Raw genomic sequence first — 25,597 nt, 5'->3', positions numbered from 1 at the left:
TGTCTTTAGAGATTTGGCTGCCTCACGGGCAAATGCTTCTAATTCTTTCCGGTTCATTGTCTACCTATCCTTAACCCTGTAATAGGGTACTAGTGATAGGCAGATACACAAATTAAATTACAGTCTCGGGTCATGCCGTAAATTTGACTTATTTTTTGTGGGATGTAAGACCTGACTCAAATATATGGCCATCATGCATCCTCTGCTTCTGGGAACGACTCGTTTCCTATTCCAAGTACGTAAACAGCATCTCGACTTGTGGCAATTTGCGCAGATCTATCAAGAGAGTCCACGAGTTCAGACTCGTATTTGAAAGGCTCAATTCCATAGTGGACACATTTATGAATCTCAATAAGATCCATAAAGTCTGACTTCAGTTCGGCTTCGAAGCGATCTAAGGCTTTTTTTAAATCTTTCTCTGGAACAACGGCAATCCCATATCCATATGTGGAACCGTCCATATTCATCGACGATCGCTCACCCATTCTGGCTTTGTGATAAATCAGCCAACAACTTTGTGTTTCCATAGTTATTCATCCTGAACGTATGGGGCGGTCATTTTATATTTGCAGACTACAGGTGTCATCTGAACTATGGGATAGGCAGGTATGGGTAGTTAGGTTGGAAACATCATCTGGGACATCTTAGGGGTCAAGCCTAATAAGGTGACTCGCCTCCCATCCTAAATATAGGATGAAGGTGACCAAACCCAATGGAGGCGAATCATCTTATTAGGCCCGGCACTGTTCATTTGGCTCCTTTAAGCGTTTTGTTAGGCCAGTTTTTTCAGTAATAAGAACATACGCCAGTAATAATGCTTCCCCATGCTCCTTTGAAGATAAATGGTTTTTTGTCACCTTTCACATATTCCTTTATCTCAAGATAGTCGACGGTATAGTTGGGTTCATAAATAGTGATAGCTTTATAAGAATTTTCGCTTGGTTCATAAACATCTAAAACCCTTGGAGAAGTACCAGACATATTATTAGTGAAACCTCCTCCAGTAATGATTCCAGTAGACCTATTAACTGTGAACTCTTTACCATTGTTTATTTTGGCGACATTACTTGTCCTATCCATAACCCCAGTATCAGATAAGGTCATTGATTCTTTCACCTGGCACTTAAAATCAGCAAAAACATAAGTACTAATGAAGATTAATACAGCAACAGATATTCGTTTCATGCTTGTCCCCGCGACATCTTATTAGGCCTGACCCCGGATATTCTCTTATTATTTGACGGAATTCCACCGCCAATGACGCTACATCAGTGCAGTGATGTAAAACTGTGTAGCGAAGGACTTGCCACTGAACATCGCAATCAACCTACCCTCTCAGGAACTGCGTAGGACAGAGCCGCTGGATGGCTTCAAAAGCCGCTTTGTGCAACTCTAGTAGTATTGGCAAGATTCTTTGCGATTGGACGTTCCAATCATCAAATACTAAGGAGGAAATCCATGGAACTGATATCTGTCTGGCTGATCTATCACAAAGCCTCAATGAGCCCCCAATCTCCCATGAATATGGACGGCTCCGAGTTCATGCAGGGTATCGGCGTAGTGCCGGCCACTAGCATGAAAGAAGCCCTCGAGCGATTCGAACACTACCTGCGTGAGCAGCACATGGCACTGTTGGACGCCACCAAGTGCGAACAATACGACCCCAAGAACTTCAGTGATCCCACCCAGGACAATCGGGAAATCATCGAAGTCGCCTCCCAGGCTTTGGAAAGCGGAGGTATTTTTTACGCCTGTGGCATTTCCTCCGAAGCAATGGATTGCATGGAGGATGAGGACGATGGCTAAATGATGAATCTGGTCGTTCTTATAGTCTGACGGTCTCAATACACGATGTAGTTGCAGTTCCCCGCCTGAATCTCAAGTATATCAATCGATACCAACTAGCTTTCACAGGCCCCACCAAAGCTGGAGAATTATTGTCAGTGGTAGTATGTTAGAAAGCTTTCAAGATTTTCTCTTTTGAATAATCTGTCATGACAAATTAAGAGTTAGAAAGGATGTCAGACAACTACCTAAAGCTAATTCCTACGGATTCACAATTCGTTCCAGACGAGTCTACATATCATGATGCTATTGCCTGTTTAGAAAAACTGACTCCTCATGGAGAGAAAGTGAGGCTAGAAGTTTATTCACACCTTACCTTCATTGATCAAGGGCAAAATTTCGAAGAGATAATCTGCCCCACATGCAAGGCAGTGCTTCGAGACAATATTGACCTTGCCGGTAAAACTGATTGCCAAAAAGTCTTCGACCAAATTGGCGTGCAAATAGAAAATGAGACATTAGAAAACAGTGGCATAAAGATGCCTTGTTGTAACAGTGAAGTTAAAGCAACCGATCTAATATTTAATTGGCCAGCCGGTTTTGCTAGGTTTGAACTGTCTGTTTTAAATCCGGGTATAGCTGGTTCATTGTCTGACGGTGATGTCTCGCAATTATCAAGGATATTGGGCTGTAAATTAATGCAAATATGGGCTCATTACTGAATGGTCTTTACAGCAACGTTCTACTCAAATATCTTCAATATTATTAAGTAATTAGTCAGATCTATAGGTGAGTTTTTGCAAACTATACACAAGAATATGATGCTCTCAGCTGTTCAAAGATTTCTCTTTGGTATGGCTTTATTTTTTGGGATTCTGTTGGTCTCATCGTTAATCAATGCTGACCTTTCTCCGGAAAATCCTGAGAAGCAAATGTTCAACATAATCGTTATAGCAACCCTTTTTATTCTTAGTGTCTCTTTTGGAGGCGGATACTGGTGGCTGAGAAAAAGAAGAAAGCATGCAGCTAATGTTAACGATATCCCATGGCATCAGCTCAACGGAGATTGAACTGCAGTATACGCATGCAGCAGAGCGATGCAGGCATTGCCTTCTTGAATAGAAACCTATTCGTTGATACAAATCATCTGAATAGGTTTCATGCCTCACTGACACCTAACAGTAACTCTCATAGGCCCGCGTGCTGCCGTACCATCTCCATTCTCTTTTCTTCCGACAGGCTACGATGCAATGCAAAGCCCTGTTCAGCGTCTGGTCCGGCGAGATACATGACTTTGCCGGTTCCGTCAGTCGCTGCCGTGTAGATCACTTCAGCGACCGACTCTGGGGTTGAATAGTTTCCACGACGTTCGCCCATTGCTGTCAGTGCTTTGCTTAGAGTGTCGCTATAAGCGTTCTCCCCGCCTTCGAAAGTACGTGCCATGGATCGGCCTGCAAAGTCAGTAGCCACACCTCCAGGAGCAATGATTTTGGCACGAATACCGAACGGCGCCAGCTCGTATGACAAAGACTCAGTGAAGCCAATGACAGCAAACTTGGTCGCGTTATAGAGAGAGAAGAAAGGGAGGGCAATGATTCCGCCCAGGGATGCAACATTGACGATAGTACCGCTGCCCTGGTTTCGCATAGTGGGAAGCACCGCGCGGGTTACAGCGAAGATACCGTCAACGTTGGTCGCAAATTGGCGCTGGATCTGTTCATCACTGGCGGTTTCAAAGGGACCAAACAGTCCATAGCCAGCGTTATTGATAAGCACATCTATACGTCCGAACTGACTTAGCGTCTCCGCCACCGCAGCCGCTACTGAGGCATCGTCAGTCACGTCAAGCGGAAGTACTTTGATGAGAGGATTCTGGGCCAGCACCTCACCATCGCTCGGATTACGCATGGTAGCCACAACATTCCAGCCACGTTCCGCAAAAAGGGTGGCAGCCGCATGACCGATTCCACTGGATGCACCCGTGATCAAAACAACGGGGGAAGTTTCAGATGTCATAACATTTCTCCTTTACCGAATATATATTCGGTTATAAGTTAAAAAAATACTCAGGATCGTATGCCGTCCCAGCAAAGCTGGAAGGCTATCTCTCGGGATTCTTCAGTGTCGATAATTTGCCCTGCGCGGATAAGGCGCGCGGTCTCTCGAATCGAACCGAAGAAATAGGAACTAATGAACGGAACCGGAACCACTTTCAGGATCTCCTCTTTCTGTCCATCAATCACAATCTGCAACAGACCATCACTGTGCCTATCAACGTAGGCACGGCTCTCATCAGTCATGAAAGTCGAGCCGACAAATTGTTCCATAAAGGTAACCTGGTCAAAGCGATGCAGGCGATGATCAAGCATTTTGTTCCACACGTTACGTATACGTGCTTTTAACGGAAGACTGCTATCAATGCCGGTGCTGTAGAAATCCAGCGCCTCACGCTTGGCGCGACGATACACCTCATTGAACAGCATCTCTTTATCGCTGAAATACACATAAAGCGTGCTCGTGCCTATGCCTGCAGCCTTGGCAATCTCAGATAGCGTCAGGCCGAACAGTCCGCGCTCTGCTGCCAGGCGGCAGGTAGCGGCTATGACGGCATTCATTTTTCTCTCATCTTTTGGTTTCATGGCGGCCACTATAAACGAATATTTTTTCGGTTACAACGAAAATGTACAAATTGTGTACTTTGATTTGCGGTGTGAATGGACACCTTTCTTTCATTAACAACGGGGCCGAAAAAGATTAAGGGTCTAGCTTCCGAATACCTGTGATGCGAAGGCGTGGACATTTGAAAAAACAGATCAATCCCGGTCTTTCCGTGGTTGTTAGACAATATTACCAACCCGATTCCCCTATTAAAGAGCACTGTAATAATTATGCCTGATGGTCTATTTACACAGCCTTGTCAGCCATCATAATCGTAGCCTTGCATTTCCCTTCCTCACATGGATTAAGTGAATGATTCCCTTTATCAACCCTAATCAAACTAGCGTTGAACGCTTACTTATAGACTTCGCACAAAAAGTTAAGCCAACCATCGCGGACTTCCAACGCCTAAAAACTTTAGGTCCTCTCTATGACAGGCTTGCTCGAAACATGAGGCGGGCTGGTGAACCGCGACCTTCCAAACATTGTGACTGCCATGCGATAGTTTCCGGAGCTCACTCAGAGGCTGTTCTCGTGAGAGGCGTATTGGCATGGTTGGGAATGCGTATTGATGATCCTCACAATGGTTGCTGGCTGCCTAAGGATTGGAAGGATAGACTGCTTATGCCAAATCATCTGAGAAACGCGGTACCTCACCGACGCATTCACCATAGTAAATATTATGAGTGGTTAAATCAGGTTATTAACGCTGATATGATCACTACTGCAGACGAGCTTATACATGCCCTTCGAATGGTACGTACCATGCTTCAAAGTGGAAATGTTCCACCAAATGTTATGCCCCAAACAGGACGTTAACAGTGTTATATACCTTAATTCTCGACACGAATAAGTACTTACATCCAGTGTTCGACTCCAAGCAGATCTTAGAAATTTTGGGGGAGACGACACAAGAGAACATTAAGTATCGGATTGATATAAGAACTGCGCCTATTTCATACAAGGGTGTAATTGCTGAGCCTTTGAAAGTGTCATTTCCGAAGGAGCGGAAAGAACAAAAGGACTTTGAAATCCCGGATATTGCGGTTCTTCAGGGGAGATTATTCCTTAGCGCAAAATCATACGAGACGTTAAACCCTCTTATTGCTCATGACGGCGAGTTCCTGCCTGTCAATTATGAGTTGGGTAGAGGTTATATCTTCGTACCTATGAGAGTTGCGGACGACGTCGACGCTGTCGACAAAAACCTATCGAAAAAGAACGATTGGGGTTACTTCAGTCATCTTTCCTTCAATGTGGACCGTTTAGGCGACTGGAAAGTTTTCCGTACAAAGTTAAACGGGTACCAATCAATATACTGTCAGGAAGTTGTTAAGGAGGCGATAGAAAGGGACCAGCTCAAAGGGCTGTATATTACTTCGGACCTCGCAAATATCTATCCTGAAGACCAAAATACAATCTCAAAGCTGAGCTAAAAAAGATATAGCGATCCAGTGAAGGCGGATCTTCAGAACACCCTTGTAGAGTGACAGTACGCCCATGCGTTGACACAGATTATTTAAGCAATAGCTGACACTGTACTGCTTCTGACAACTGCCTCAAGAAATCTAAGTTAGCCGAAACCGATTCTCCAGCCTCGTACACATAACGCCACTTAACAAATGCATTCGCGACAGATTTAAGCTCTCTGACAAAATCATCATTGGTAGCACCAACCATTTCGATAAGCTCGGCCTGTTCAGCTGGAGCTAATCTGCTAAAGAGTTCGTACAGCTCATGCCCTCTAGCTTCCTTTTTCCCCTCCATCAGCAAGGCTTTGACCCCTAGTTCAATAGAAAACGCAGCACAAACAATACCTGGCACCACCAGCATTTCTATTTTATCCTGGCTCGCTGAACGAGGTTCCATCGCTCGCAGAAAGGCCAAATGGAAGCTTCGGGAGGAGTTCTTAGCCTGCTGTATATTCAACGTTACTCCCCTAAGATGAGGCTATGATCAAATATTCAAACAACTATCGCCCAAGGTCCCGCAGCCTTTCTTGAGCCTCTGCAGTTAAATCCCCATATTCTTCGGACAAATATTCCAATACACAAAGCAATACTGAAATCTGTTCTCTTGAAAGCCACGAAAAGTTGTAGGCAGAATTCTCAGTTACAAGATCGAGGTTTTCAAAATAGGTCGGCAGATACCAATGAAAGTTTCCGGATAGATCGGTTTTTTTCAGGATAAATCTTAAGAAAGATGGAAACATCCACTGAACCGCCTTCTGACTAATGGTAGAAAACTCATCGTAGAGAACCAATACACCTTCATATGCCAATTCAGGTTCGACATACTTGGAGATTCCCGACTCTATAATCTTCCTCATAATATCGTCTTTGTCGAAGACGAATAACTCTTTACACGACGGGCGATCTACAAAAGGAAATGCTATTTCAACCCTTTCCAGAATTTCTTCTCTTGTCAGGTAACCCTCATATTCCATATGAAGACTCCTAGTAGAAATAAGTTATTAATCTGCGCCCCGAGTTACTCATCATCTCCTATAAATCCACTTAGGATGAAACCCGGTATGTATTCCCTACGGCGATAGATCAATATGGCTCCAAACACGACCATGACAACGGCCAGCAATGGCGATATATCCAGATTATCAGGGAATATAAAGGACAAGATGCCTCCGGCCATCATCACAACGCCAATGGAGAATAAAATCAACTCGAAAACTCCTTCCGCCATATGAAACTAATGGACAGAACTTTGCCCAACCGGTGAATAATACAACCCCAGCTTAACAAGAAAATACAGACCTATCAGGCCACCTGAGATACCAACAAATAACAAGAGAAATCTTTTTGGGCTGACTTGGAAATACTCGTATTTTTCCTTGGTTGTTTCTCTGGTGGTGTCATTCCGTGTAGCAAATAAACTGATGCCAAAGGCTTTCTTGCCGACGAACATGAGGATTAATAGACCAACCATGAACACCACAAATTGGTTAAGTTCCGGGTAGATCCCTTTGCCTATCACCCAAAGAGCACTGTAGGCGTATATCACGCCGGTAAACAGAGACTCTTTTTTGGTCGCCTTCTGCCTGACAATTTCCAGATAGGCGCCACATGATTTACAACGCGTCGGGGACACGACCTGCCACCACCGCAACTCCTGACTACATACACTACATTTCATTGTTCAGTAACCAATACTCTAAACACTCTGACTATGCCCGACAGGCATCTCTTGCCGACGCTCGTCATCACTACAGCATCAAGGTCTTGATCAAAAGTGTGCAGTGGGCTTTGTTTCAGACATAGATATATTAATCACCACTACTCAACTTGATTAGGTACTTATCGTCCACCGAGCCTCGCTCCAATAAATGATCCTGAGGCAACAAAAAGGGTATAGCCTACGACCAGCACCACAAACCGCCCGGCCATTTGATCTTCACCAGTTGTCACTGGAAAGCCTACAGTTGATTCAATTCCCAACATCAAACCACCAAACAAAAGGCCAAAAATCGTCGCACCTACTAATGCAAAGATATAACTCTTCATAATCTCTTCCTTAACTAATTGGCCAAAAAATTACTTTTTTTGCCTTTCGATAATCACTCAAGTAACCATCCCATGACAGTCCCCATTGAGCCCTAAAGTAACTTGAAAGATCTGTCATTCGAGTTCCATTCCACAAGTCAATATGATCTCCAGTACGGCTACTTTCTGAAGATCCACGTCTCCAATAATCAGCTAGATAAATAATTCCAGTTCGCCCGTCTAGTTTCTCGACAAAATTCGAACCAGTGTATGTTTCCCAAGCAGGGCAGCCAATAAAAGGCTTTAGTTTTAACCAAGCAGCCATTTCTTCAGCACGGATAATATGAATTCGACCGCTAGGGCAACTCCAGCATAGAGTTCCAGCAAAAGCTTTTATCTGAATACCACTGTTATTCAAGCATTGACTTAAATTTATTGCACAATGGTTATCAAAAATATCCTTTCCGGTTTTTGGATCTTTATGAATAATTGGATCTTCAGGGAAGTTGTCCCACAGAGTACTAAACGATACTGTCATCCTAGATAGTTCCTTATACTATGCAGATTAAAAAAATGGTCCAAAGGATAGAAGCGACTTCTACTAGCTTTTCCCGTCAATTTTTTAATTGGATTATCTGTTTTTTTAACGCTCCCTCCCAGGCAACGTAATCCTTACTCTCCCACCTTTCCCATCCGTTCGATTTTCCAATACGAAATAGCCATCATGAGCTTCAGCAATCTGACGACAGAGAGTCAGGCCAATGCCTGTGCCGTGGGGTTTGGTGGTGTAAAAGGGAACAAACAGATTATCCGGGTTGGAAATGCCGGGGCCTTCGTCGGTGATTTCAATGATCAGGTATTGGTTTCTGAATTGCCAGGATATGGCAATGGCTCCCAGATCTTCTGGCATGGCCTCATCGGCATTTTTCAGCACATTGATAAGCAGTTGCTCCATCAGAACTGGATCAATAGGTAACACTGCTGGCTTGGAAGAGACTAGCTCGATCTGTCGGTGCTCAAATAGGGGAAGCAGTTTTTTTATGATCTCGGCAACATCCAGGATCTGTTTGTCGGCATTTGGCAATGTGGTCAGTTTGCGGTAGCTCTCAACAAACGTTTTCAGATTGCCGGCCCGCTCTTCAATAATTTTCAGGCCGTCGTCCACATCACGGAACTCCGGCTCGACCGGCAGTAATTGCCGCAAGACCTGACTGAGAGAAGCTATCGGTGTCAGCGTGTTATTGATCTCATGGCTGACCACTCTCAATAGGTTCTGCCAGGCTTTGTACTCTTCTCCCCGCAGTAATTGGCTGACATCTGTGATGAACAACAGAAATTGGGGCTGACCGTTTTCGAAGTACCTTTCCTGCCGGATCTGGAATTTTCCACTACGCGTGGGAAACTGCCACTCAATGACACCGTTTTGCGGACAGGAAAGAATTGATTCGATGGACAGTTCATTCAAAGTCAATCTCTTCGAAGACCACCCTTGCGATTCTGCCAGGTCGATATCCAACAGTCTGGCGGCAGTGTTATTGATAAAGGACAACTGTTCCTTTGCATCAAACGCAATAATTCCAACATCGATATTGTTGATGACTTTGCTTAACAAATACTGCTGTTGTCTGACCTCAAGCCGTTGCTGATTCATGGACTCAGACAGGCCGTTGATAATATCGATCAGATGGTTGAGGGCGTCATCTTTTCCGAACCGTTTTCCCCGCATGCTGAAATCATCGTTGGCCATTGCCTCTACCAAGTTGGTCAATGTGTCCAACTGATAATTCAGTCTGCGGGATATCGTCAAAGCACAATAGCCGATCAAAGCTGTAAACAGCAAAGCGACCAGCGCAACCAGATATCCTGAGTAGGCTTCCCGAATCATGATGGTCAGCAACATGACCACACCGGGAATGGAGGCTGCCAGCAAGAGTCGGCGTTGTGTAGATTCCAGCGAGCGGTTATTCATCCGGGTAATCAATCATCCTTGTGCTGCCCTTTGCCCAGTCGCCGGTAGAAGGCACTGCGGCTCAACCCCAGGGAGTCAGCTGCCTGACTGGCATTGCCGTCGAAGTGTGTCAGGCGCTGCTGCAGAATGTTCTGTTCCAGATCCTCAAGGGTTTGATGGACATTATGATTGACACTCAACGGTGCGGAGGAGGCGGCCGGATGATCCGCAAATTCAGCAATGCCCGGTAATACCTGTTTCACCAGAGCCCCATCCAGGCGATCACTCCTGCTGAGCAGTAGCGCTCTCTCCAGGACATGGCTGAGTTCCCGAACGTTTCCGGGCCAGGTGTAGCGCTGAAGCAGATCCAAACCTTCGGCTTCAATCGTCAGCGCGTTCTTCCTATATTTCAATGCAAGATCATCCAGCAATCGTTTGGACAAGGGCCCAATATCCTCAACCCGTTCCCGTAAGGCCGGCACCCGGAACTCAAAAGTATTTAGCCGATAATACAAATCTCTGCGAAAACCTCCCTGTTCAATCACCTCATTCAGATCCGCATTGGTCGCGGCAATGATCCGGACATCTACGCTTTGGGTTTTACTGGCACCGACCTTTTCCATCTGCTTTTCTTCCAGCACCCGCAGTAGTTTCGCCTGTTGATTGATTGGCGTATTGGCGATTTCATCCAGGAACAGAGTCCCCCGGTCGGCCAGCTCAAAGCGGCCGATACGGTTTTGCCGGGCATCAGTGAAAGCCCCCTTCACGTGGCCAAACATCTCACTCTCAAAAAGAGTATCCGTGATACATCCCATATTGACGGAGACAAAGCTTTCCTCCCGGCGTTCGGAATGCTGATGGATAAAGTTGGCCAACATGCTCTTACCGGTGCCGTTCTCCCCGGTCAGAAGGATGCTCGCATCGCTGGAGGCCACCTGTGTAATCATTTCCAGCAGCTGTTTCATGCCGTGAGACTCCGCCACAATACGATTGTCTTCGCAGGGGTTCAGCTCCTGCAGCAACAACGAATTCTGCTGCTGCAAACGGTTCTGTTTCTGGCGTCCTTCCGCTAACTGGATCTGGGTCTGAAGTGTGTGTAGCAGCCGGGTGTTGTCCCAGGGTTTCTGGATAAAGTCCGCTGCTCCGGCTTTCATCGCAGCCACCGCCAGATCGATGGTCCCCCAGCCGGTCATCACCACGACGGGCATGTCCGGAGCCAGCTGACGAATGTTTTCCAACAGCGCCAGCCCTTCCCTTCCAGAGGTCGTATCCAGCTCGTAATTCAGGTCAATCAGAGCAATGTCCGGGTCTGTCTTTTCGATTTGTTGAATAACCTCTAACGGGCGAGCGGCCACTGACACTTCGTATTGATTGACCTTCAGCAATAGCCGCAAGGTGCTCAATATACTTTCATCATCATCGGCCACCAGGACCCGGTACTGTCTTTCCATAGGATTTACTTTCCACAGGATTTAGCTGTTATTTAAAAATGAATGATTGGCCACCAGTGCACTATTGTTCCCGCAAGGCGTCCATAGGGCAGATGTTCACCGCTTTGCGGGCCGGGACCAGCGTTGCCAGCGACACAATGGCCGCAATAAACACCGATGTCAGCGCCAGCAACCACCAGATACTGATCGGGTTATGGCCCAGAACCAGCACCAGCTTGGGACCAACAACCGCCGCAACCGGTATCCCCATCGCAAGACCGATGCCAAGCTGCCACCATCCCTGCTTCAGTATCATGATCATCACCCCGGCATTGGATGCACCCAAAGCCCTACGTACCCCAATCTCCTGATACCGTTGGGCAGTTGTTCTGGACATGACACCGTATATGCCGCTACCGGCCAACAATATTGCCGCCAGACCGAACAGGTTAAACAGGACCGAAATAAACGTCAGCCCGGCGGTATTACGATGGACAATATTGCTCAACGGCTTCGACAGATACACAGGCAGCGACGCATCCAGGCCCGATACCGCTTGCTCTATCTGCTGATGGTAGGCAGTTCCGGTATGGGTAGCAATCACCGAAATCTGCGAGACCGGTGCCTGTAGTAGGGAGCGATATACCGTAGGCATACGTTTGCCGGGACCGAACGGTCGACCATGTATGACATGAGGCACCACTCCGATGACCCGATACCATTGATCATCCTCAGCCCAGCGAAGGCGCTTACCAATCACGTTAGTCTCGCCAGGCCAGTAACGATCCACAAAGGACCGCGACACAACGGCGACTCTGCCCGAATCCTGACTTCCCGTTTCGGACTCATCTCCGGCTTCGGACTCGCTCTCTGTTTCAAACTCACTTCCGGACAATGTATCCGACATCGATAGCATACGCCCCTGCTCAGGCCTGACGCCCAAAGCCTCCAACGTGCCGGGATAGACAACCACATCATTCGCCTGCGGCAGCAGATACTGTTCGGATTGAACCCGATCACCTCCCTCTATCAGTACTTTTCTCGCAGGAGTGTACTCAGCCGGCAGGCGACTCATGATTCCGGCGGCACTGACACCGGGCATCTGGCGCAGCTCGTCCGTTAACCGACGATAAAACGTCTGACGCTCCTCTAGTGTGGAATAGCTCGCCTCAGGAAGGTTCACTTTCGCGCTGTATACATCTTTGTATTCCACGCCATAGTCAATCTTCGTTGCCTGATAAACCACCAGAGACAGCAAAATCCCAATGGCAAGAACGGCACAGGATAGTGCCACTTCGAACACCACCAGCCCACGACTGATACGACCGCTACGACGGCTCTGAGCCCCTCGGGTACCGTCTCGCAGTATTTGATTGATATCGCCACCGGCGATTTTCCAGGCGGGCAACAGCCCGGTCAGTAACGCGGTCACCAGCACCAACCCCATGGCTTTGACCAGGACATCAACTTCCAGTCCAAGCTGCCACCAGAAAGGTGGCTTATCCGGGACAAAGCTGACAATCACATCATTGGTCACGGACAATCCCCACCCTGCCAACAGAAGCCCCACCAGACCTCCTGCAAAACATAGAATCAAACTTTCCCACATCATTTGCATCATGAGGCGCAGGGTCGGCGCTCCCAACGCTGCCCGAACAGCAGTTTCTTTCGCTCGTTCTGATGCCCTGACCAGCAACAGGTTGCTGACATTACAGCAGGCCAACAGCAACACACAGCCCACCGCGACCAGCATCACCAGGAAAACGGGTTTCGAATCCTCTCCCAGAAAGCTATCCATAAACGTAATGGCAAAGGCGGAGCGACCGGCATTGGACTCAGGGAAACGCTGCTCCCGCAGGGACATAATTTGTGTCAGTTCGATATCCACATCGGCAATACTGAAACCGCCCGCCCGCTTGGCAAATACAAATACTTCAGGGGCATTTTCCTCGGTAATTTTCGTCGGTTCCAGGTCACTTGGCAGCCATAGGGGATGGTTCATTGGAAAAGCATAGCCTTCGGGCATGACACCGATCACCCGTGTACTGACTCCATTAATCAATACACTTCGGGACAACACATCCTGTGCACCACCGAAATAGGTCTGCCATAACTGGTATCCGATCACCACTACCGGATTAGCCCCTTCCCCTGTTTCACTGGAATTGAACAGCCGTCCGATCACCGGTTGGGTATGAGTAAAATCAAACAGGTCCGCTTCTGACCGTATTGCCATATAACGGGCCACCTGACCGTCAACACTGAGGTTGGCCACTTCCCCATAGAAATAGCCCACATCCTCCAGACGCCGGCTACGGTCCCTGATATCCAGGTAATCCATATAGCTGACGGGGGAATCCCCCAGGCGAACACCGTTAATGCTGGGGCTGACCATCAGCATCCGCTCTCCGTCCTGAAAAGGCAGAGGTTTCAGCATCAGCCCGTTAATCACGGAATACATGTAAATGCATAGCCCAAGCCCACAGGCCATGATAGCTACGGTAAAAAGAGCGGCTCCAGGACGCTTCAGCAGCAGCCTCAGTGCGTATTTCAGATCGAATATCCAGGTCATTTCCATTCCCTCCCGGACATCAGGCGACAAGATCGGCGGCTTGGATGGATCGATCATCCAGCAACCGGCCGTCAAATAACTCAATCCGGCGGGAGGCTCTGGCGGCAGAACGGGGGTCATGGGTCACCATGCAGATCGTTGCGCCGTTCTGGTGAAGCCTTTCCAGCAATGCCATCACCGCTTCTGCATTCTTCGAATCCAGATTTCCTGTGGGCTCATCCGCCAGTATCAACGACGGCTCTCCAACGATGGCCCGAGCTACCGCCACCCGTTGCTGCTGTCCACCGGATAGCTGGGCAGGATAATGCTGACCGCGATGCACGATATCCACCTGATCAAGGGCGTTATGGACTCTCTGCCGCATATCACTCCCGCTGAGCCCCTTACGGTATGTCAGAGGCAGCATCACATTCTCCTCAACCGTTAAATCACTGATCAGATTGAATGACTGAAATACAAACCCGATTTCCCGGTTACGGATTGCTGCACGCTTTTTGGTATTCAAGCTGCTGGTTTCCATACCGTTGATCAGACACCGCCCCCGACTGGGATTGTCCAGCAGGCCTAGAATGGACAACAGTGTGGACTTTCCACATCCTGACGGACCGGCAATGGCCACATACTCACCCTTGGCAATGCTAAAACTGATATTGCTCAGGGCATGGGTTTCCAGGTCCTCGGTGTGAAAGATTTTGCTGACTCCGTCGAGCTCCACGATGGCAGACATATGATTCCCTCATGAACGGTTTAAACGAATGCTGTCCATGTGCTCCCAGGCACTATCGCTGGACAGTATGATGCGATCGGCCACATTGAGGCCACTGATAATCTGAATTTTGTCGGCAGATCCTAATCCAAAAACAACGGACACCCTTTCAGCCGTGTGCCCATCCGGTGCAAGCCGGTAGACACTGCCCGGCGCATTACTCTGGGCGAATACAGGACGCGGCACATACATCACATTTTCCAGTTGAGAAACTTCAATGGTGCCTTCAATACTGAATTCAGGACGGGCTTCCTCGGGTAAAGGGTCGGCAAACTCTATGTCCACCTGAACGGTGCCACTGACGACCATGGGATCAATTCGGATGATATTCCCCCGTATCCGGGTGGCATGGGTGTCAATGACCACAGGCTGCCCCAGGGAAATGTTCTTGATCTGGCGCTCGGGAACTTTCAGTTCAGCAATCAACTCATCCAGCGCAGCTATTTTAGCGATATTATGACCCCGCAATATCCGTTGCCCGGCCTCCAGATTCACGGACTGAATCACCCCCGCCCTGTCGGCTTTTATCGCCATTGCAGCGACCAACGCTTCAGATCTGGCCAGCGTTTTCTTCAACCGGTTAATCCTGGCCTGGGCGGCTTTGAATTCCGCCTTCTGGGTCAATATCAACTTGGCGAGCCGTTCCTGCTCTATCTTCTTCTGCTCACGCAACTGTTCCGTATCGAGTGCTGAACTTTGATAGTCCAATACTGACACAGAACCGGAATTGCGCTTGAGTAATACCGCCTCAGCATCAAATTGCAGACGAGCCCGTTCATAATCGTGGGTCGCCTCAAGGATCATCGCCTGCTGGTCCAGGATCTGGCTTTGCTGGCGGGCTTCAAGGGCGGTCATTTCGGCTTCTGCGGCTTCAATGTCCCAACGCAGCTCTTCCGTTTTCTGCACCAGTTCAGGATTTTTCAGCTCAGCGATCAGGTCTCCCGCATTCACCTTGTCACCAGCCTTTATCTGCACAGTCTCGACACGGCCTTCAACACTGGATGCGATCCAGCTGAAATGCTTTGGCACCAGCATACCGTTTCCCCTGATCTCCACGACCATATTTCCCTGTTTGACCTCTCCGATCAGCACACGGGAAGCAGGGACTTCGTAACCGCCAAAAGACAGATTTCTCATCAATACCGCCAAGCACGAAATGACAACCAAGACCAGGCAGGCCAGCCACCAGTGACGATGATTCCGGGGTTTGTCGATGCGCTTTATATCCATGAAGTGTACCGATCCAATTTATAGAAAAATGATTTATGCGAAGGAAATAGCAAGAGCAATGCCAACGATTTAATGCATTGTTTTAAAAAGCTTTTACTCTTCTTTCCTTAAGTTCGGAATATCAATAATGGGAAAGCAACAGATATAGGAACCAACAAAATCCCGGAAATGGGATAAATACCGTATGGGACCACCTACGGAAAATTGGAAAGGTTCTATACTTCAAATCAGAGTGATCTATGGAAGGGAATGTATGGAACTGAAACACCAATGTTCCCTGAGATTCCCCATAATATTGATACTGCTGGCCATTCTCAGCAGTGAGTCTGCAGCCTCATCCGATCCTGCCAATATAGAAACTATTTCAATTGCCACCGGCGAGTACCCACCCTGGACCTCACAACAGCTACCTTTTGAAGGTATCGTTTCCCATGTGGTGACCGAGTCTTTCAGAGAAGCCGGCATTCGGGTGGAGTATCACTATTACCCATGGGCAAGAAGTGAAGTTATGAACTGGCCCGGCTGGGAGAACATCATGCTGCTTCCTATTGGGCATGTGACGAAGACCGCCAGAAGGACTTTTACTGCAGCACTCCAATCATCCATGAAGAAACGGTTTTCTTTCATCTGAAATCCAGCGCATTCACACACTGGGAATCAATAGACGATCTGAGAAACTTTAAGATTGGCGCCACTGCCGGCTATACCTATACAAAAGAGTTCTGGGAAGCAGCGGACTCAAACAAATTATCTGTCGACACAGTCCCCGAAGATGAGCAAAGTTTCAGGATGTTGATTCTCGGCCGCGTGGATCTCAGCATAATGGGCAGGATTGCAGGGCTAAGTCTGCTCCGCGCAAAGTTTGATCCCGCAGAAGCCAGTATGGTGATGTATGACCCACACCCGTTAATCATACAACCAATGAGCCTTCTATTCCCCAAAACAAGGACTGAATCCCTGCAATTGCTGTTTCTGTTTAACAAGGGATTCGAAAAACTCAAAGATTCCGGCCTGTATGAGCAGTATATGAATGACCTGGTCAGCGGCTTTTACGATAAAGCTTCCGAATAGCGTCCATTAATATTCCCTATTGGCAACATTTTATCTTTACGTTAAGATTCTCAATATTATCTTTATATCAAGATTCTTAACACAGCCTTTCACCATATAGAGTGATCAACCTACATCTATCGGGTGATTCAATCACAACGTTAATTAGCTGGAAAAACCTATGAACATCACTGAAGCGCTGAACTGGCGGTATGCCACCAAACGTATGAACGGACACAAAATACCAACGGAAAAACTTAACCGAATTCTGGACGCGGCACGGCTGGCCCCCTCTTCCTACGGCTTACAGCCATACTCTGTACTGGTCATCGAAGATGAAGCCTTACGTGAAAAAATCAGCGCGGTGGCCTACAACCAGCCACAGATCATGGAAGCCTCGCACCTGCTGGTATTCGCCGCCATGGATTCTGTGGACACCCATTTTGTCGAAGAATTCATCGATCTAACTGCCTTGGAAAGAGGCATCAGCGCTGATTCCATGGAGGATTATAAAAACACCATCATTGGCGCTGTGAATAGCTTTGCAACGAATGAAGAAAGATTTCATTGGGCGGCTAAACAAGCCTATATTTCTCTTGGGACCACCATCGCTGCCGCTGCCGCGGAACAGGTGGATGCCTCGCCAATGGAAGGATTTGATCCAAAGGAGCTGGATATACTGCTAGGGCTAAAAGAAAGAGGTTTACGCAGCGTTCTGCTGTTGCCGCTGGGCTACCGTAACACCAACGCTGACTGGCTGGCAGGGATGAAGAAAGTTCGCTGGCCCCGAGATAAAATGTTTATTCGCTTTCCCCGGGCAAGCTCTCCAGCCTGATTGATAGTTATCATTCTGGTCTGACTTTGGTTTGACTCAGATCTAAATAGGATCGACGATAAAAGAGAAACTGATCACCAAGCCGGTTTCTCTTTGTCCTTAACCATCAACACTCTAATACTTCGCTACCTCCCTCAGACCGTTCCCGCAGAATATTCATCACCCGATGAATAACTGAAGAACAGCTAAAGAACAACAATAGAAACTTAAACAGTCCCGGCATTCTGATCTAAAAGTATTACAACTCGATACTTGCTTCAAATTGATTTAATCAAAGTCTCACCTTAGTCACCATCTTGTCCCATGAGCTTGGAGCCACGTTGCTTGAAGCACAACGGCGAGGAACCTGACAATAAAAGGTGAAATCCTATGGACACATCAACATCGATCAGCCCAATGCGATTCGTCATTATGCTGGTCATGACCGTTTTCCTGCCGGCCTGGGCAAACGCCGCTGGGCTGCTGAAACCCACTAATAGCCATTTGCCGAACCTGGAAATGCGCTCTCATGAAGTCAACGTGACGATCGAAAGCGGTTATGCAATCACCACCATAGACCAGGTCTTTCACAATCCGAACAACATTCCACTCGAAGCGATCTACTCATTCCCCGTGCCGGAAAAAGCCGCCGTGGGACAATTTACTTACTGGATCAATGGTCAACCTATCCACGGTGAGGTAGTGGAAAAACAAAAGGCCAGAGAGATCTATGAACAGGAAAAATCCCAGGGGCGGGATGCCGGCCTGACCGAGCAGGACAGCTACAAGACTTTCGACATATCGATCAGTCAGGTCCAGCCCCTGCAGGATACCCGCATCCGGCTGGTTTATTTTCAGCCCATACAGGTGGATACAGGGATTGGCCGCTATGTCTATCCGTTGGAAGAAGGCGGTGTGGATGAAAAGAAACTGGCATTCTGGACGGCGGACGAACGCGTAAGGGAGAAGTTCAATTTCAATCTGGAAATGAAAAGTGGGTATCCAATTGACGCCTTCCGCCTGCCACAACATCCTCAAGCCGCCATTACACGTATGGACTCACAACACTGGCTGGTCAACATCGATGCCGGCGGCAGCTCGACGGTTTCAAGCCAGGCAGAAGAGGCAACAGAGACCGGTATTCCGAATGCCTCCATGGCGCCGACTGGATCAGAGTCAGGATCACAGGAAGTTTATCGACTGGACAAAGATATCGTCGTGTACTGGAGGCTTCAACAGGGCTTGCCCGGCGCAATAGATCTGGTGACTTACAAACCCGCCGGACAAAGCCGTGGCGCCTTCATGATGACGCTGACGCCCGGCGATGATCTGGCCCCTATCAACGAAGGCAGAGACTGGGTATTGGTCCTCGACCGTTCAGGTTCGATGAGTGGAAAATACAGCACCCTGATAGAGGGCGTCCGCAAAGGCTTTGCAAAGTTCAATGCCAACGACCGGATCAGAGTGGTGATGTTTAATCATTCCGCCCAGGAAATCAGCAATGGCTGGCAACAGGCAACACCGGAAAATCTCAAGCGTATTGCCCAATTGATTGAAGGCACTACCGCAGAGGGAAGCACTAATCTGATGGATGGAATCCGTCTCGGTCTGAAACATCTGGATGCCGACCGTACGACTGCCATCTGGCTGGTGACCGATGGCGTTGCGAACGTGGGAGAAACCCGGCAAAAGGCCTTTCTCGATCTGATCCGGCAACAGGATGTGCGGTTATTTACCTTCGTCATGGGCAACTCAGCAAACCGCCCCCTGCTCGATGCTCTGGCCAAACACAGTCATGGCTTCGCGATCAACATCAGTAGCAGTGATGATATTGTCGGGCAACTGCTGCAAGCCTCCAGCAAAGTCACTCACGAAGCTCTTCATGATGTGGAAGTCAAAATCGATGGGGTCAAAACCAGCGATATATTTCCCGAAGAACCCAAAAGCTTGTATCGGGGTGAGCAGCTCATCATCTTTGGACATTATTTTAATAACAGGGGTTTTAATAATCAGAACAGTTTTAATAATCAGAACAGCTTTGATCAGGGCAAGCTTAGTCAGAGCAAGATGAAAGTGACGCTATCCGGAAAACGCTCCGGTAAGCCAGTGACTTATACTTCCGAATTCCCGATCCAGGATCAAACAGCCCATCCTGAACTTGAGCGTCTTTGGGCTTTTGCCCAGATTGATCACCTGATGGCAGAGCAACAAGAGTTTGGGGAAGATGCAGATCGTAAGGATGCCGTCGTGGATCTCGCCAAGGAATTCGGTCTGGTGACAGACTACACCTCCATGCTGGTCCTGGAAGAAGACCGATTCAAGGACTATGGCATTGAACGCAACATTGGTAAAAGAATAGAGGAAGAGGAAAAAGCCAGGACACAGCGTGCATCACAACCTGCTGTATCCACCAGAGTGGACACTCAGCAACCGGCCTTTTCTTCATCCAGATCCAGTCACAGCGGGAGTGGCGGTGGGGGTAGCAGTGGAGGTGGAAGCATGAACCTGTGGGTTATCGCAGCCCTGGCCTTACTATGGACCGCCACGATGAATTTCAGAAAGCCTCATTGATCCTGAAATGGGGCAGCATCACCTGCCCCATGCAACTCAGTAGATAGCTTTTGTCATTCCAATAGATAGCTTTTTCCATTCCAATAGATAACTTTTGTCATTTTCGAATCCTTTTATTATTTGAATTACAATGATGGTGAGTGGTTACAAACCACCAACATGAGTGTCACGAGCAAAAAAGGATTTAGCATATGAACCACTATCCATGGCTGTTTATGACCATCACCACTCTCTCACTCAGCATGTCTTTTCAGGCACAGGCTGATACTCCATTAGAAAACGGCGTTCCACTTGAGGATCTTTCCGGCTCCAGAGGAAGCGAAACGTTTTACTACATTGAGGTTCCGGATAAATCTATCAGTCTGGTAGTGCAGATTTCAGGTGGCTCTGGAGACGCGGATCTCTATGTGGCCTACAACCGTACTCCCAATACCAGCGTATTTGATTGTCGCCCTTATGAATGGGGCAACCAGGAAACCTGTACCTTCAAGCCTCCCAAGGCAGGGAAATACCACATCATGCTACGCGGCTATGACGACTACGGGGGCATGCAGCTTAAAGCAACTTATGTGACAGACGACGATGATGGCGGAGATCCACCCGGTGACTGCACCCTATCCGATGTCCAGAAGGAGTTGCTTACTGCACATAATAACGCCCGTAGCCAGGGGCGAAGCTGTGGCGGAACCTATTACGAAGCCGCTCCGGCCTTAACTTGGAATTGTAAATTGGGAGCCGCTGCGACCAAGCATACCCAGGATATGGTGGATAACAACTTCTTCAGTCATACCGGTTCAGATGGTTCCCAGGTGAGCGACCGTGTTCGAGCACAGGGCTACAACTATCGCCTGGTAGGAGAAAATATCGCCGCCGGATATTCGTCCGTGCAGCAGGTGATGGAAGGATGGCTCAAAAGCCCGGGACACTGTTCCAACATTATGAGATCCGGCTATACCGAAATCGGTGCTGAGAAAATCAGCACATCGCAAGCTGACTACCCCCACTACTGGACGACCGTCTTTGGGGATCGCTAATCAATAAAGAAAATACGGGGGCTCCTCAGCCCCCTGATTGCAAGAGACTTCGTCTTAACAATTCTACAAAATGGGAAAACCTGTGATCGACAAGAACCGTATCCCCCATAGCCTGCCACTAAGAGAAGCCGTGATTCTATTACACGGTCTTGCCAGAACACCGCGTTCGATGAGAAAGCTTGAAAATGCACTGAGCCAAAGCGGCTACATTGTCCTTAATCAGGGTTACCCATCAAGGCATTTTCCCATTCCGGAACTTGCCGAAACCTATGTTGGTCACGCGGTTTCCCAGTGCCGGGACTGCTCACGCATTCACTTTGTCACCCACTCTATGGGAGGCATCCTTGTCAGGCAGTATCTGCACCATCACCCACTGCAGAATGTAGGAAGAGTTGTCATGCTCGCACCACCCAATCAGGGAAGTCAGGTGGTGGATAAGCTCGGATGGATGCCTGCGTTTAAATACATCAATGGCCCGGCCGGCCAGCAGCTTGGAACCCAAGCAGAAAGCATTCCGAACTGTTTGCCGGGAGTGTCTTATGAAACAGCCATCATCGCAGGAAACAGGAGCATAAATTTTTTACTTTCCACGCTTTTACCGGGCGAAAACGACGGCAAGGTCACCGTGGCCAGCACAAAATTGTCTGGCATGAAGGAGCATATGACGCTTCCGGTAACCCACCCCCTGATAATGAACCATCCAAAAGTTATCAACGAAGTTCTGAATTTTCTTCAGTATGGAAGATTCCACAGTGTTAATGCCCTCTAACTCTTTAGGCGAACACCCCATCACTCCCACGCAAGTCCGTGTACAATAGCCTGCTTATCGGAGCCTATATCAGGCCCTCTGCTTTTCAATTTATCCCAGATAAGTTGTTTAGCAAAGAAAGTTGTTTACCAAAGAAAGCTATTCACCAGAGAAGGTTTCACCATGTCGCAATATCCTTTTGAAGCTGTCATTTTTGACTGCGATGGTGTTCTCGTTGATACCGAACGCCTGGCCAACCGGGTATGGAAACGCATGCTGGCCGGGTTGGACCTGCACCTGGACGACCAGGAACTGCATTTTCACTTTACCGGTCATACAACTGCCGCCAACCTAGTTACTGCCAGCAAACTTTTGGGCGCTCCGCTTCCTGACGGATTCCACGACAACCTGCGGCAAGGTTTTTTGGAAGAGGTATCACAGGGAATGCCGATGATTCCCTATATCCAGGAAGCCCTGGACGCCCTCACCCTGCCGAAAGCAACCGCCACTAACGCAATGCGCAGGGAGTTGATGTACAAGCTGGAACAGACCGGGCTCAATCAATACTTTCACCATTATGTTTGTGTGGAGGATGTTGAACGTCCTAAACCCGCGCCGGATATTTACCTTTATACAGCTGAGCTGCTGGGAGTTCCTGCGTCAATGTGTGCGGTGGTTGAGGATTCCCCCGCCGGCATCAAAGCAGCGACCGCCGCCGGAATGACCGTCTTCGCCTACAGCGCAGATATGATTGCTGAACACCAGATCGCTGCAGGTGCCGCGGCAACGTTTGACGACATGAGGGAGTTGAATCGCTTAATACAGAGTTTTTCAGCGGTCAGGGCGGGCTCGCACTAGGAATTGGGAGTATCCAGAAGATACTTCTCAAATTCATCCGCCGGTATTGGTTTGCTGAACAGGTAGCCCTGGCCAACAGGGCACCCCAGAGCCATCAGCGCTTTCACATGACCTTCTGTCTCAACGCCTTCGGCAACCAGTTCCAGGTCCATCGAACTGGCCAGAGAGACAATGGTCTTCACGATATCGTAGTCGTTATTATCCGTTAGCATGTCCCGCACAAAAGACTGATCGATCTTCAGAACATCCATTCTGAATTTCTTCAGGTAAGACAAACTGGAATACCCGGTTCCAAAGTCATCCAGCGCCACTTTTATACCTCGATCACTGAGAATTGCCAGAGTGCTCTGCGCTTTCTCGGTATCATCCATCAACGCAGTTTCGGTGACTTCCAGCTCCAGAAGATGAGGGGCGAGTGTCGATTCCTTCAGCGCGTTCTCGACCGTTTCAACAAAGTTGCTTTCAGCAAACTGTGCGGAAGCCACATTCACAGATACCGGTATTTCTTTACCGATCTCTTTCCAGCGCACAGCATAACGGCATGCCTTTAAGAGAATCTGTTGCCCCAAAGGAACAATCAGCTTGGTTTCTTCTGCCAGAGGAATAAATTCCAAAGGGGAAATATATCCTCCACCTTCCGCCGGCATTCGCGCCAGAGCCTCGACACCGACCACCGCACCATCAGACAGTCTTACCTTCGATTGGAAAAAGACCTCTATTCGGTTCTTAGCGATAATTTCGCGCAACTGGATTTCCAGATGATGGCGTTCCATGAGTTGTTGTTCCAACTCATCAGAGAAAAAGCAGTATCGATTGCGCCCTTCCTGCTTGGCGCGATACATGGCGACGTCAGCGTGACGCATGATGGTTTCCTGATCTGTCGCATCATCAGGGAAAACGCTCACACCGACACTGACCGAGACATTGTATTCATGGCCTCCCAAAGTGAACGGCTTGTGCATTGCCCCCGTCACATTGCTGGCCACAGTCTGCACGTCTTCCAGGTGTTCAAAATTGGGCACCAACAACAGAAACTCATCGCCCCCCACCCGCGCCAGCGTGCAATTCGCGTGAATCATTCTGCTGATTCTGCCGGCAACCTGCTTAATCAGCTGATCGCCGATAGAGTGGCCGAGTGTGTCGTTGATATATTTAAAATGGTCAATATCAATGAGAAAAGTCGCGACTTTCTTGTTGGTGTATTTTGCCAACTTGCAGGCGTATTCAAGACGATCATGCAGCAGGATACGATTGGGTAAGTCCGTCAGTTGATCGTGGTTCGCCAGATGACTCATCTTGACGGACATGGCAATCGCTTCACTGACATCGTGGAAAACGATGATGGCTCCAGTGATACTGCCGTCGCTATCGCGGATCGGCGCCGCAGAATCTTCCACCCGATATGAATCCCCCGCCTGGCTGAGCAACTGACAATTCATGGCCATTCCAACGATACGTTCTTCATCAAGAGCCAGCCGTATCGGATTCAGGCTGATCTGATGTGTATTCGCATCCATCAGATTCATGACATCTTCCACCGGCCTGCCAATCGCATCTCTTGAATGCCAGCCGGTCATCCTCTCAGCAATCGGATTGATAAATGTGATAATTCCCTGTGTGTCAGTCGCAATCACGGCGTCCCCAATAGAATTAAGCGTAATTCTGAGACGCTCCTTTTCATTGTAGAGAGCTGCTTTTGTCAACTTGATGGAAGTGATATCCACCATTGTCAGCAGATAGCCGATCACCTCATCGTCTTGAATACTTTTAGACACACTGATTTGAACAAACTTTGTGGATTGCCCTTCTCTGACGTATGAACCTTGAAACTGTTCTGACTCGGCATCAGATTTTTGCATAAAGCTGAGAATCACTTCGCTGAGGGACTCGGGGAATGCCTCAGCAATATGCTTTCCGGCCATTTTCGCAGACGGGACACCAAACCAGGATCCCTTGTAATCATTGCTGAACTGATTCTTCCAATCGGCTCCCCAGTAGGTAATTTGCACAGGGACCTGAGTCACCAGCCGCTGCAATTCTTCCTTGGCCTGATTCAGTGACTTGGCATGCTGTTGTATCAATAACTGGTTTTTGACTCGCAGGCGGCACGTATTGAAGTTGACCGGCTTGGTGATGAAATCGACTCCCCCATTTTCGAGAGAAGCCGCTTCAACCTCATCGCCCTGATAAGAGGTGACAAAGATAATGGAAATATTAACGGTGCGGGAATCGTTCTTTAATTGCTGACATACCTCAAATCCGCTCATGTCAGGCATGTCGATGTCCAATAAGACGATATCCGGAGACAGCTCCTTGGCCATGGTAATGGCTTCACTACCATTACGGGCACAGTATATGGAGCCTAGTTCACTGAGCGCTTCCTCCAACAGCATCAAATTTGAAGGTTCATCGTCAACAAGCAGAATGCGAGGGGTACTTTCAATGCGATTACTGAACAGCATGATGAATTTCCATATTATTCTGTAAACAGACTACGAAATCCGACTCCCGATGGATTGAGTATTGTTGAGATCCCCTAGATTTCAAGGACAAATTGCCGCATTCACGATAAGCAGAGTTGCCTTACATTCCAGTTGTACTATGGTTATCAGCTATACTCTATGATTAACAATCAT

Annotated in this window: 28 protein-coding genes; 12 read left to right on the top strand and 16 right to left on the bottom strand. The window is 48.2% G+C overall.

All coding sequences use genetic code 11. The features are described from left to right. Positions 1-191 precede the first annotated feature (191 nt). A complete protein-coding gene (locus BTA51_RS19620; RefSeq protein WP_094710360.1) occupies positions 192-527 on the bottom strand; it encodes a hypothetical protein in 336 nt (111 codons plus the stop codon). A 259-nt stretch (positions 528-786) separates the two neighbouring features. Continuing rightward, positions 787-1,185: a hypothetical protein gene (locus BTA51_RS19615; RefSeq protein WP_094710358.1), complete on the bottom strand. Its 399-nt coding sequence runs from the start codon at positions 1,183-1,185 to the stop codon at positions 787-789. 273 nt (positions 1,186-1,458) lie between these two features. On the opposite strand from BTA51_RS19615, the gene BTA51_RS19610 reads away from it, so the two are divergent. The 3 genes from BTA51_RS19610 to BTA51_RS19600 all read left to right on the top strand — a co-directional run bounded on the left by BTA51_RS19610 (position 1,459) and on the right by BTA51_RS19600 (position 2,855). Beyond that, complete coding sequence (locus BTA51_RS19610) at positions 1,459-1,806, top strand: hypothetical protein (RefSeq protein WP_094710356.1); 348 nt, start codon at positions 1,459-1,461, stop codon at positions 1,804-1,806. A 212-nt stretch (positions 1,807-2,018) separates the two neighbouring features. Next, positions 2,019-2,507 (top strand): hypothetical protein, encoded by a 489-nt coding sequence (locus BTA51_RS19605; RefSeq protein ID WP_094710354.1) that lies wholly within the window; start codon positions 2,019-2,021, stop codon positions 2,505-2,507. A gap of 75 nt (positions 2,508-2,582) precedes the next feature. Continuing rightward, complete coding sequence (locus BTA51_RS19600; protein ID WP_141215639.1) at positions 2,583-2,855, top strand: hypothetical protein; 273 nt, start codon at positions 2,583-2,585, stop codon at positions 2,853-2,855. 118 nt (positions 2,856-2,973) lie between these two features. Here the strand turns inward: BTA51_RS19600 and BTA51_RS19595 are convergent, their stop codons facing one another. Both BTA51_RS19595 and BTA51_RS19590 read right to left on the bottom strand, forming a co-directional pair. After that, complete coding sequence (locus BTA51_RS19595) at positions 2,974-3,801, bottom strand: SDR family oxidoreductase (protein WP_094710350.1); 828 nt, start codon at positions 3,799-3,801, stop codon at positions 2,974-2,976. Between the two features lie 50 nt (positions 3,802-3,851). Next, positions 3,852-4,400: a TetR/AcrR family transcriptional regulator gene (locus BTA51_RS19590; protein ID WP_168188223.1), complete on the bottom strand. Its 549-nt coding sequence runs from the start codon at positions 4,398-4,400 to the stop codon at positions 3,852-3,854. Between the two features lie 355 nt (positions 4,401-4,755). On the opposite strand from BTA51_RS19590, the gene BTA51_RS30925 reads away from it, so the two are divergent. Together BTA51_RS30925 and BTA51_RS19580 are read left to right on the top strand one after the other, a co-directional pair. After that, on the top strand, positions 4,756-5,262 hold the full coding sequence (locus BTA51_RS30925) for an AHH domain-containing protein (RefSeq protein ID WP_094710346.1): 507 nt from the start codon (positions 4,756-4,758) through the stop codon (positions 5,260-5,262). Positions 5,263-5,264: 2 nt separating this feature from the next. Further along, the gene (locus BTA51_RS19580) at positions 5,265-5,879 is read left to right on the top strand and encodes a hypothetical protein (protein WP_094710344.1); all 615 of its coding nucleotides are present in this window, start codon (positions 5,265-5,267) and stop codon (positions 5,877-5,879) included. Positions 5,880-5,958: 79 nt separating this feature from the next. Here BTA51_RS19580 and BTA51_RS19575 read toward each other — a convergent pair whose 3' ends face one another. From BTA51_RS19575 to BTA51_RS19525, 11 genes are all read right to left on the bottom strand, one after another. Further along, the gene (locus BTA51_RS19575) at positions 5,959-6,372 is read right to left on the bottom strand and encodes a HEPN domain-containing protein (RefSeq protein ID WP_141215638.1); all 414 of its coding nucleotides are present in this window, start codon (positions 6,370-6,372) and stop codon (positions 5,959-5,961) included. A 43-nt stretch (positions 6,373-6,415) separates the two neighbouring features. After that, positions 6,416-6,889, bottom strand: coding sequence for a hypothetical protein (locus tag BTA51_RS19570; protein ID WP_094710340.1), 474 nt, complete (start codon positions 6,887-6,889; stop codon positions 6,416-6,418). A gap of 44 nt (positions 6,890-6,933) precedes the next feature. Beyond that, entirely contained in the window at positions 6,934-7,122 is a 189-nt protein-coding gene (locus BTA51_RS19565; protein ID WP_141215637.1) for a hypothetical protein, read from the bottom strand. A gap of 27 nt (positions 7,123-7,149) precedes the next feature. Further along, positions 7,150-7,593, bottom strand: coding sequence for a hypothetical protein (locus BTA51_RS19560; protein WP_168188222.1), 444 nt, complete (start codon positions 7,591-7,593; stop codon positions 7,150-7,152). A gap of 161 nt (positions 7,594-7,754) precedes the next feature. Then, positions 7,755-7,961: a hypothetical protein gene (locus tag BTA51_RS19555; RefSeq protein WP_094710334.1), complete on the bottom strand. Its 207-nt coding sequence runs from the start codon at positions 7,959-7,961 to the stop codon at positions 7,755-7,757. Positions 7,962-7,971: 10 nt separating this feature from the next. Beyond that, positions 7,972-8,478 carry a type VI secretion system amidase effector protein Tae4 gene (locus tag BTA51_RS19550; RefSeq protein ID WP_094710332.1) on the bottom strand — a complete coding sequence of 169 codons (507 nt, stop codon included), beginning with the start codon at positions 8,476-8,478 and terminating at the stop codon, positions 7,972-7,974. 105 nt (positions 8,479-8,583) lie between these two features. Beyond that, a complete protein-coding gene (locus BTA51_RS19545; protein WP_094710330.1) occupies positions 8,584-9,909 on the bottom strand; it encodes a PAS domain-containing sensor histidine kinase in 1,326 nt (441 codons plus the stop codon). 8 nt (positions 9,910-9,917) lie between these two features. Continuing rightward, a complete protein-coding gene (locus BTA51_RS19540) occupies positions 9,918-11,339 on the bottom strand; it encodes a sigma-54 dependent transcriptional regulator (RefSeq protein ID WP_094710328.1) in 1,422 nt (473 codons plus the stop codon). A gap of 61 nt (positions 11,340-11,400) precedes the next feature. Next, on the bottom strand, positions 11,401-14,010 hold the full coding sequence (locus BTA51_RS19535) for an ADOP family duplicated permease (protein WP_094710326.1): 2,610 nt from the start codon (positions 14,008-14,010) through the stop codon (positions 11,401-11,403). Then, positions 13,910-14,617, bottom strand: coding sequence for an ABC transporter ATP-binding protein (locus tag BTA51_RS19530; protein WP_094710324.1), 708 nt, complete (start codon positions 14,615-14,617; stop codon positions 13,910-13,912). Before BTA51_RS19530 ends, BTA51_RS19535 begins: the two co-directional genes overlap by 101 nt. 9 nt (positions 14,618-14,626) lie before the next feature. Next, positions 14,627-15,886 carry an efflux RND transporter periplasmic adaptor subunit gene (locus BTA51_RS19525; RefSeq protein ID WP_094710323.1) on the bottom strand — a complete coding sequence of 420 codons (1,260 nt, stop codon included), beginning with the start codon at positions 15,884-15,886 and terminating at the stop codon, positions 14,627-14,629. A 253-nt stretch (positions 15,887-16,139) separates the two neighbouring features. On the opposite strand from BTA51_RS19525, the gene BTA51_RS29980 reads away from it, so the two are divergent. From BTA51_RS29980 to BTA51_RS19495, 7 genes are all read left to right on the top strand, one after another. Then, positions 16,140-16,517 (top strand): hypothetical protein, encoded by a 378-nt coding sequence (locus BTA51_RS29980; protein WP_141215636.1) that lies wholly within the window; start codon positions 16,140-16,142, stop codon positions 16,515-16,517. A 191-nt stretch (positions 16,518-16,708) separates the two neighbouring features. Continuing rightward, positions 16,709-16,957 carry a hypothetical protein gene (locus tag BTA51_RS30920; RefSeq protein WP_371333220.1) on the top strand — a complete coding sequence of 83 codons (249 nt, stop codon included), beginning with the start codon at positions 16,709-16,711 and terminating at the stop codon, positions 16,955-16,957. A 160-nt stretch (positions 16,958-17,117) separates the two neighbouring features. Next, positions 17,118-17,771 (top strand): NAD(P)H-dependent oxidoreductase, encoded by a 654-nt coding sequence (locus BTA51_RS19515; RefSeq protein ID WP_094710319.1) that lies wholly within the window; start codon positions 17,118-17,120, stop codon positions 17,769-17,771. A gap of 369 nt (positions 17,772-18,140) precedes the next feature. Beyond that, positions 18,141-20,321 (top strand): VIT and VWA domain-containing protein, encoded by a 2,181-nt coding sequence (locus BTA51_RS19510; protein ID WP_246841100.1) that lies wholly within the window; start codon positions 18,141-18,143, stop codon positions 20,319-20,321. A 191-nt stretch (positions 20,322-20,512) separates the two neighbouring features. Then, positions 20,513-21,355 carry a CAP domain-containing protein gene (locus BTA51_RS19505; RefSeq protein WP_094710317.1) on the top strand — a complete coding sequence of 281 codons (843 nt, stop codon included), beginning with the start codon at positions 20,513-20,515 and terminating at the stop codon, positions 21,353-21,355. An 82-nt stretch (positions 21,356-21,437) separates the two neighbouring features. Continuing rightward, the gene (locus tag BTA51_RS19500; protein ID WP_246841099.1) at positions 21,438-22,124 is read left to right on the top strand and encodes a triacylglycerol lipase; all 687 of its coding nucleotides are present in this window, start codon (positions 21,438-21,440) and stop codon (positions 22,122-22,124) included. Positions 22,125-22,286: 162 nt separating this feature from the next. Next, positions 22,287-22,961: an HAD family phosphatase gene (locus BTA51_RS19495; RefSeq protein ID WP_094710313.1), complete on the top strand. Its 675-nt coding sequence runs from the start codon at positions 22,287-22,289 to the stop codon at positions 22,959-22,961. Here the strand turns inward: BTA51_RS19495 and BTA51_RS19490 are convergent. After that, on the bottom strand, positions 22,958-25,423 hold the full coding sequence (locus BTA51_RS19490) for an EAL domain-containing protein (RefSeq protein WP_094710311.1): 2,466 nt from the start codon (positions 25,421-25,423) through the stop codon (positions 22,958-22,960). The two genes, BTA51_RS19495 and BTA51_RS19490, sit on opposite strands and share 4 nt — an antisense overlap. Between the last annotated feature and the right edge of the window lie 174 nt (positions 25,424-25,597).

Origin of the sequence: Hahella sp. CCB-MM4 (genome assembly GCF_002260525.1) — a bacterium.
Taxonomy (GTDB): domain Bacteria; phylum Pseudomonadota; class Gammaproteobacteria; order Pseudomonadales; family Oleiphilaceae; genus Hahella.
The sequence above is the reverse complement of the archived record's forward strand: the minus strand, read 5'-3'. Positions and strand labels throughout refer to the sequence as shown.

Bases quoted from the DNA above. Each gene is read 5' to 3' on its own strand.
- BTA51_RS19490 (WP_094710311.1), bottom strand. From the start codon at position 25,423: ATGCTGTTCAGTAATCGCATTGAAAGTACCCCTCGCATTCTGCTTGTT.
- BTA51_RS19595 (WP_094710350.1), bottom strand. From the start codon at position 3,801: ATGACATCTGAAACTTCCCCCGTTGTTTTGATCACGGGTGCATCCAGT.
- BTA51_RS19515 (WP_094710319.1), top strand. From the start codon at position 17,118: ATGAACATCACTGAAGCGCTGAACTGGCGGTATGCCACCAAACGTATG.
- BTA51_RS19505 (WP_094710317.1), top strand. From the start codon at position 20,513: ATGAACCACTATCCATGGCTGTTTATGACCATCACCACTCTCTCACTC.
- BTA51_RS19495 (WP_094710313.1), top strand. From the start codon at position 22,287: ATGTCGCAATATCCTTTTGAAGCTGTCATTTTTGACTGCGATGGTGTT.
- BTA51_RS19610 (WP_094710356.1), top strand. From the start codon at position 1,459: ATGGAACTGATATCTGTCTGGCTGATCTATCACAAAGCCTCAATGAGC.
- BTA51_RS19555 (WP_094710334.1), bottom strand. From the start codon at position 7,961: ATGAAGAGTTATATCTTTGCATTAGTAGGTGCGACGATTTTTGGCCTT.
- BTA51_RS30925 (WP_094710346.1), top strand. From the start codon at position 4,756: ATGATTCCCTTTATCAACCCTAATCAAACTAGCGTTGAACGCTTACTT.
- BTA51_RS19535 (WP_094710326.1), bottom strand. From the start codon at position 14,010: ATGACCCCCGTTCTGCCGCCAGAGCCTCCCGCCGGATTGAGTTATTTG.
- BTA51_RS19590 (WP_168188223.1), bottom strand. From the start codon at position 4,400: ATGAATGCCGTCATAGCCGCTACCTGCCGCCTGGCAGCAGAGCGCGGA.
- BTA51_RS19510 (WP_246841100.1), top strand. From the start codon at position 18,141: ATGGACACATCAACATCGATCAGCCCAATGCGATTCGTCATTATGCTG.
- BTA51_RS29980 (WP_141215636.1), top strand. From the start codon at position 16,140: ATGGAACTGAAACACCAATGTTCCCTGAGATTCCCCATAATATTGATA.
- BTA51_RS19525 (WP_094710323.1), bottom strand. From the start codon at position 15,886: ATGGATATAAAGCGCATCGACAAACCCCGGAATCATCGTCACTGGTGG.
- BTA51_RS19545 (WP_094710330.1), bottom strand. From the start codon at position 9,909: ATGAATAACCGCTCGCTGGAATCTACACAACGCCGACTCTTGCTGGCA.
- BTA51_RS30920 (WP_371333220.1), top strand. From the start codon at position 16,709: ATGGGCAGGATTGCAGGGCTAAGTCTGCTCCGCGCAAAGTTTGATCCC.
- BTA51_RS19550 (WP_094710332.1), bottom strand. From the start codon at position 8,478: ATGACAGTATCGTTTAGTACTCTGTGGGACAACTTCCCTGAAGATCCA.
- BTA51_RS19615 (WP_094710358.1), bottom strand. From the start codon at position 1,185: ATGAAACGAATATCTGTTGCTGTATTAATCTTCATTAGTACTTATGTT.
- BTA51_RS19560 (WP_168188222.1), bottom strand. From the start codon at position 7,593: ATGAAATGTAGTGTATGTAGTCAGGAGTTGCGGTGGTGGCAGGTCGTG.
- BTA51_RS19570 (WP_094710340.1), bottom strand. From the start codon at position 6,889: ATGGAATATGAGGGTTACCTGACAAGAGAAGAAATTCTGGAAAGGGTT.
- BTA51_RS19540 (WP_094710328.1), bottom strand. From the start codon at position 11,339: ATGGAAAGACAGTACCGGGTCCTGGTGGCCGATGATGATGAAAGTATA.
- BTA51_RS19605 (WP_094710354.1), top strand. From the start codon at position 2,019: ATGTCAGACAACTACCTAAAGCTAATTCCTACGGATTCACAATTCGTT.
- BTA51_RS19620 (WP_094710360.1), bottom strand. From the start codon at position 527: ATGGAAACACAAAGTTGTTGGCTGATTTATCACAAAGCCAGAATGGGT.
- BTA51_RS19530 (WP_094710324.1), bottom strand. From the start codon at position 14,617: ATGTCTGCCATCGTGGAGCTCGACGGAGTCAGCAAAATCTTTCACACC.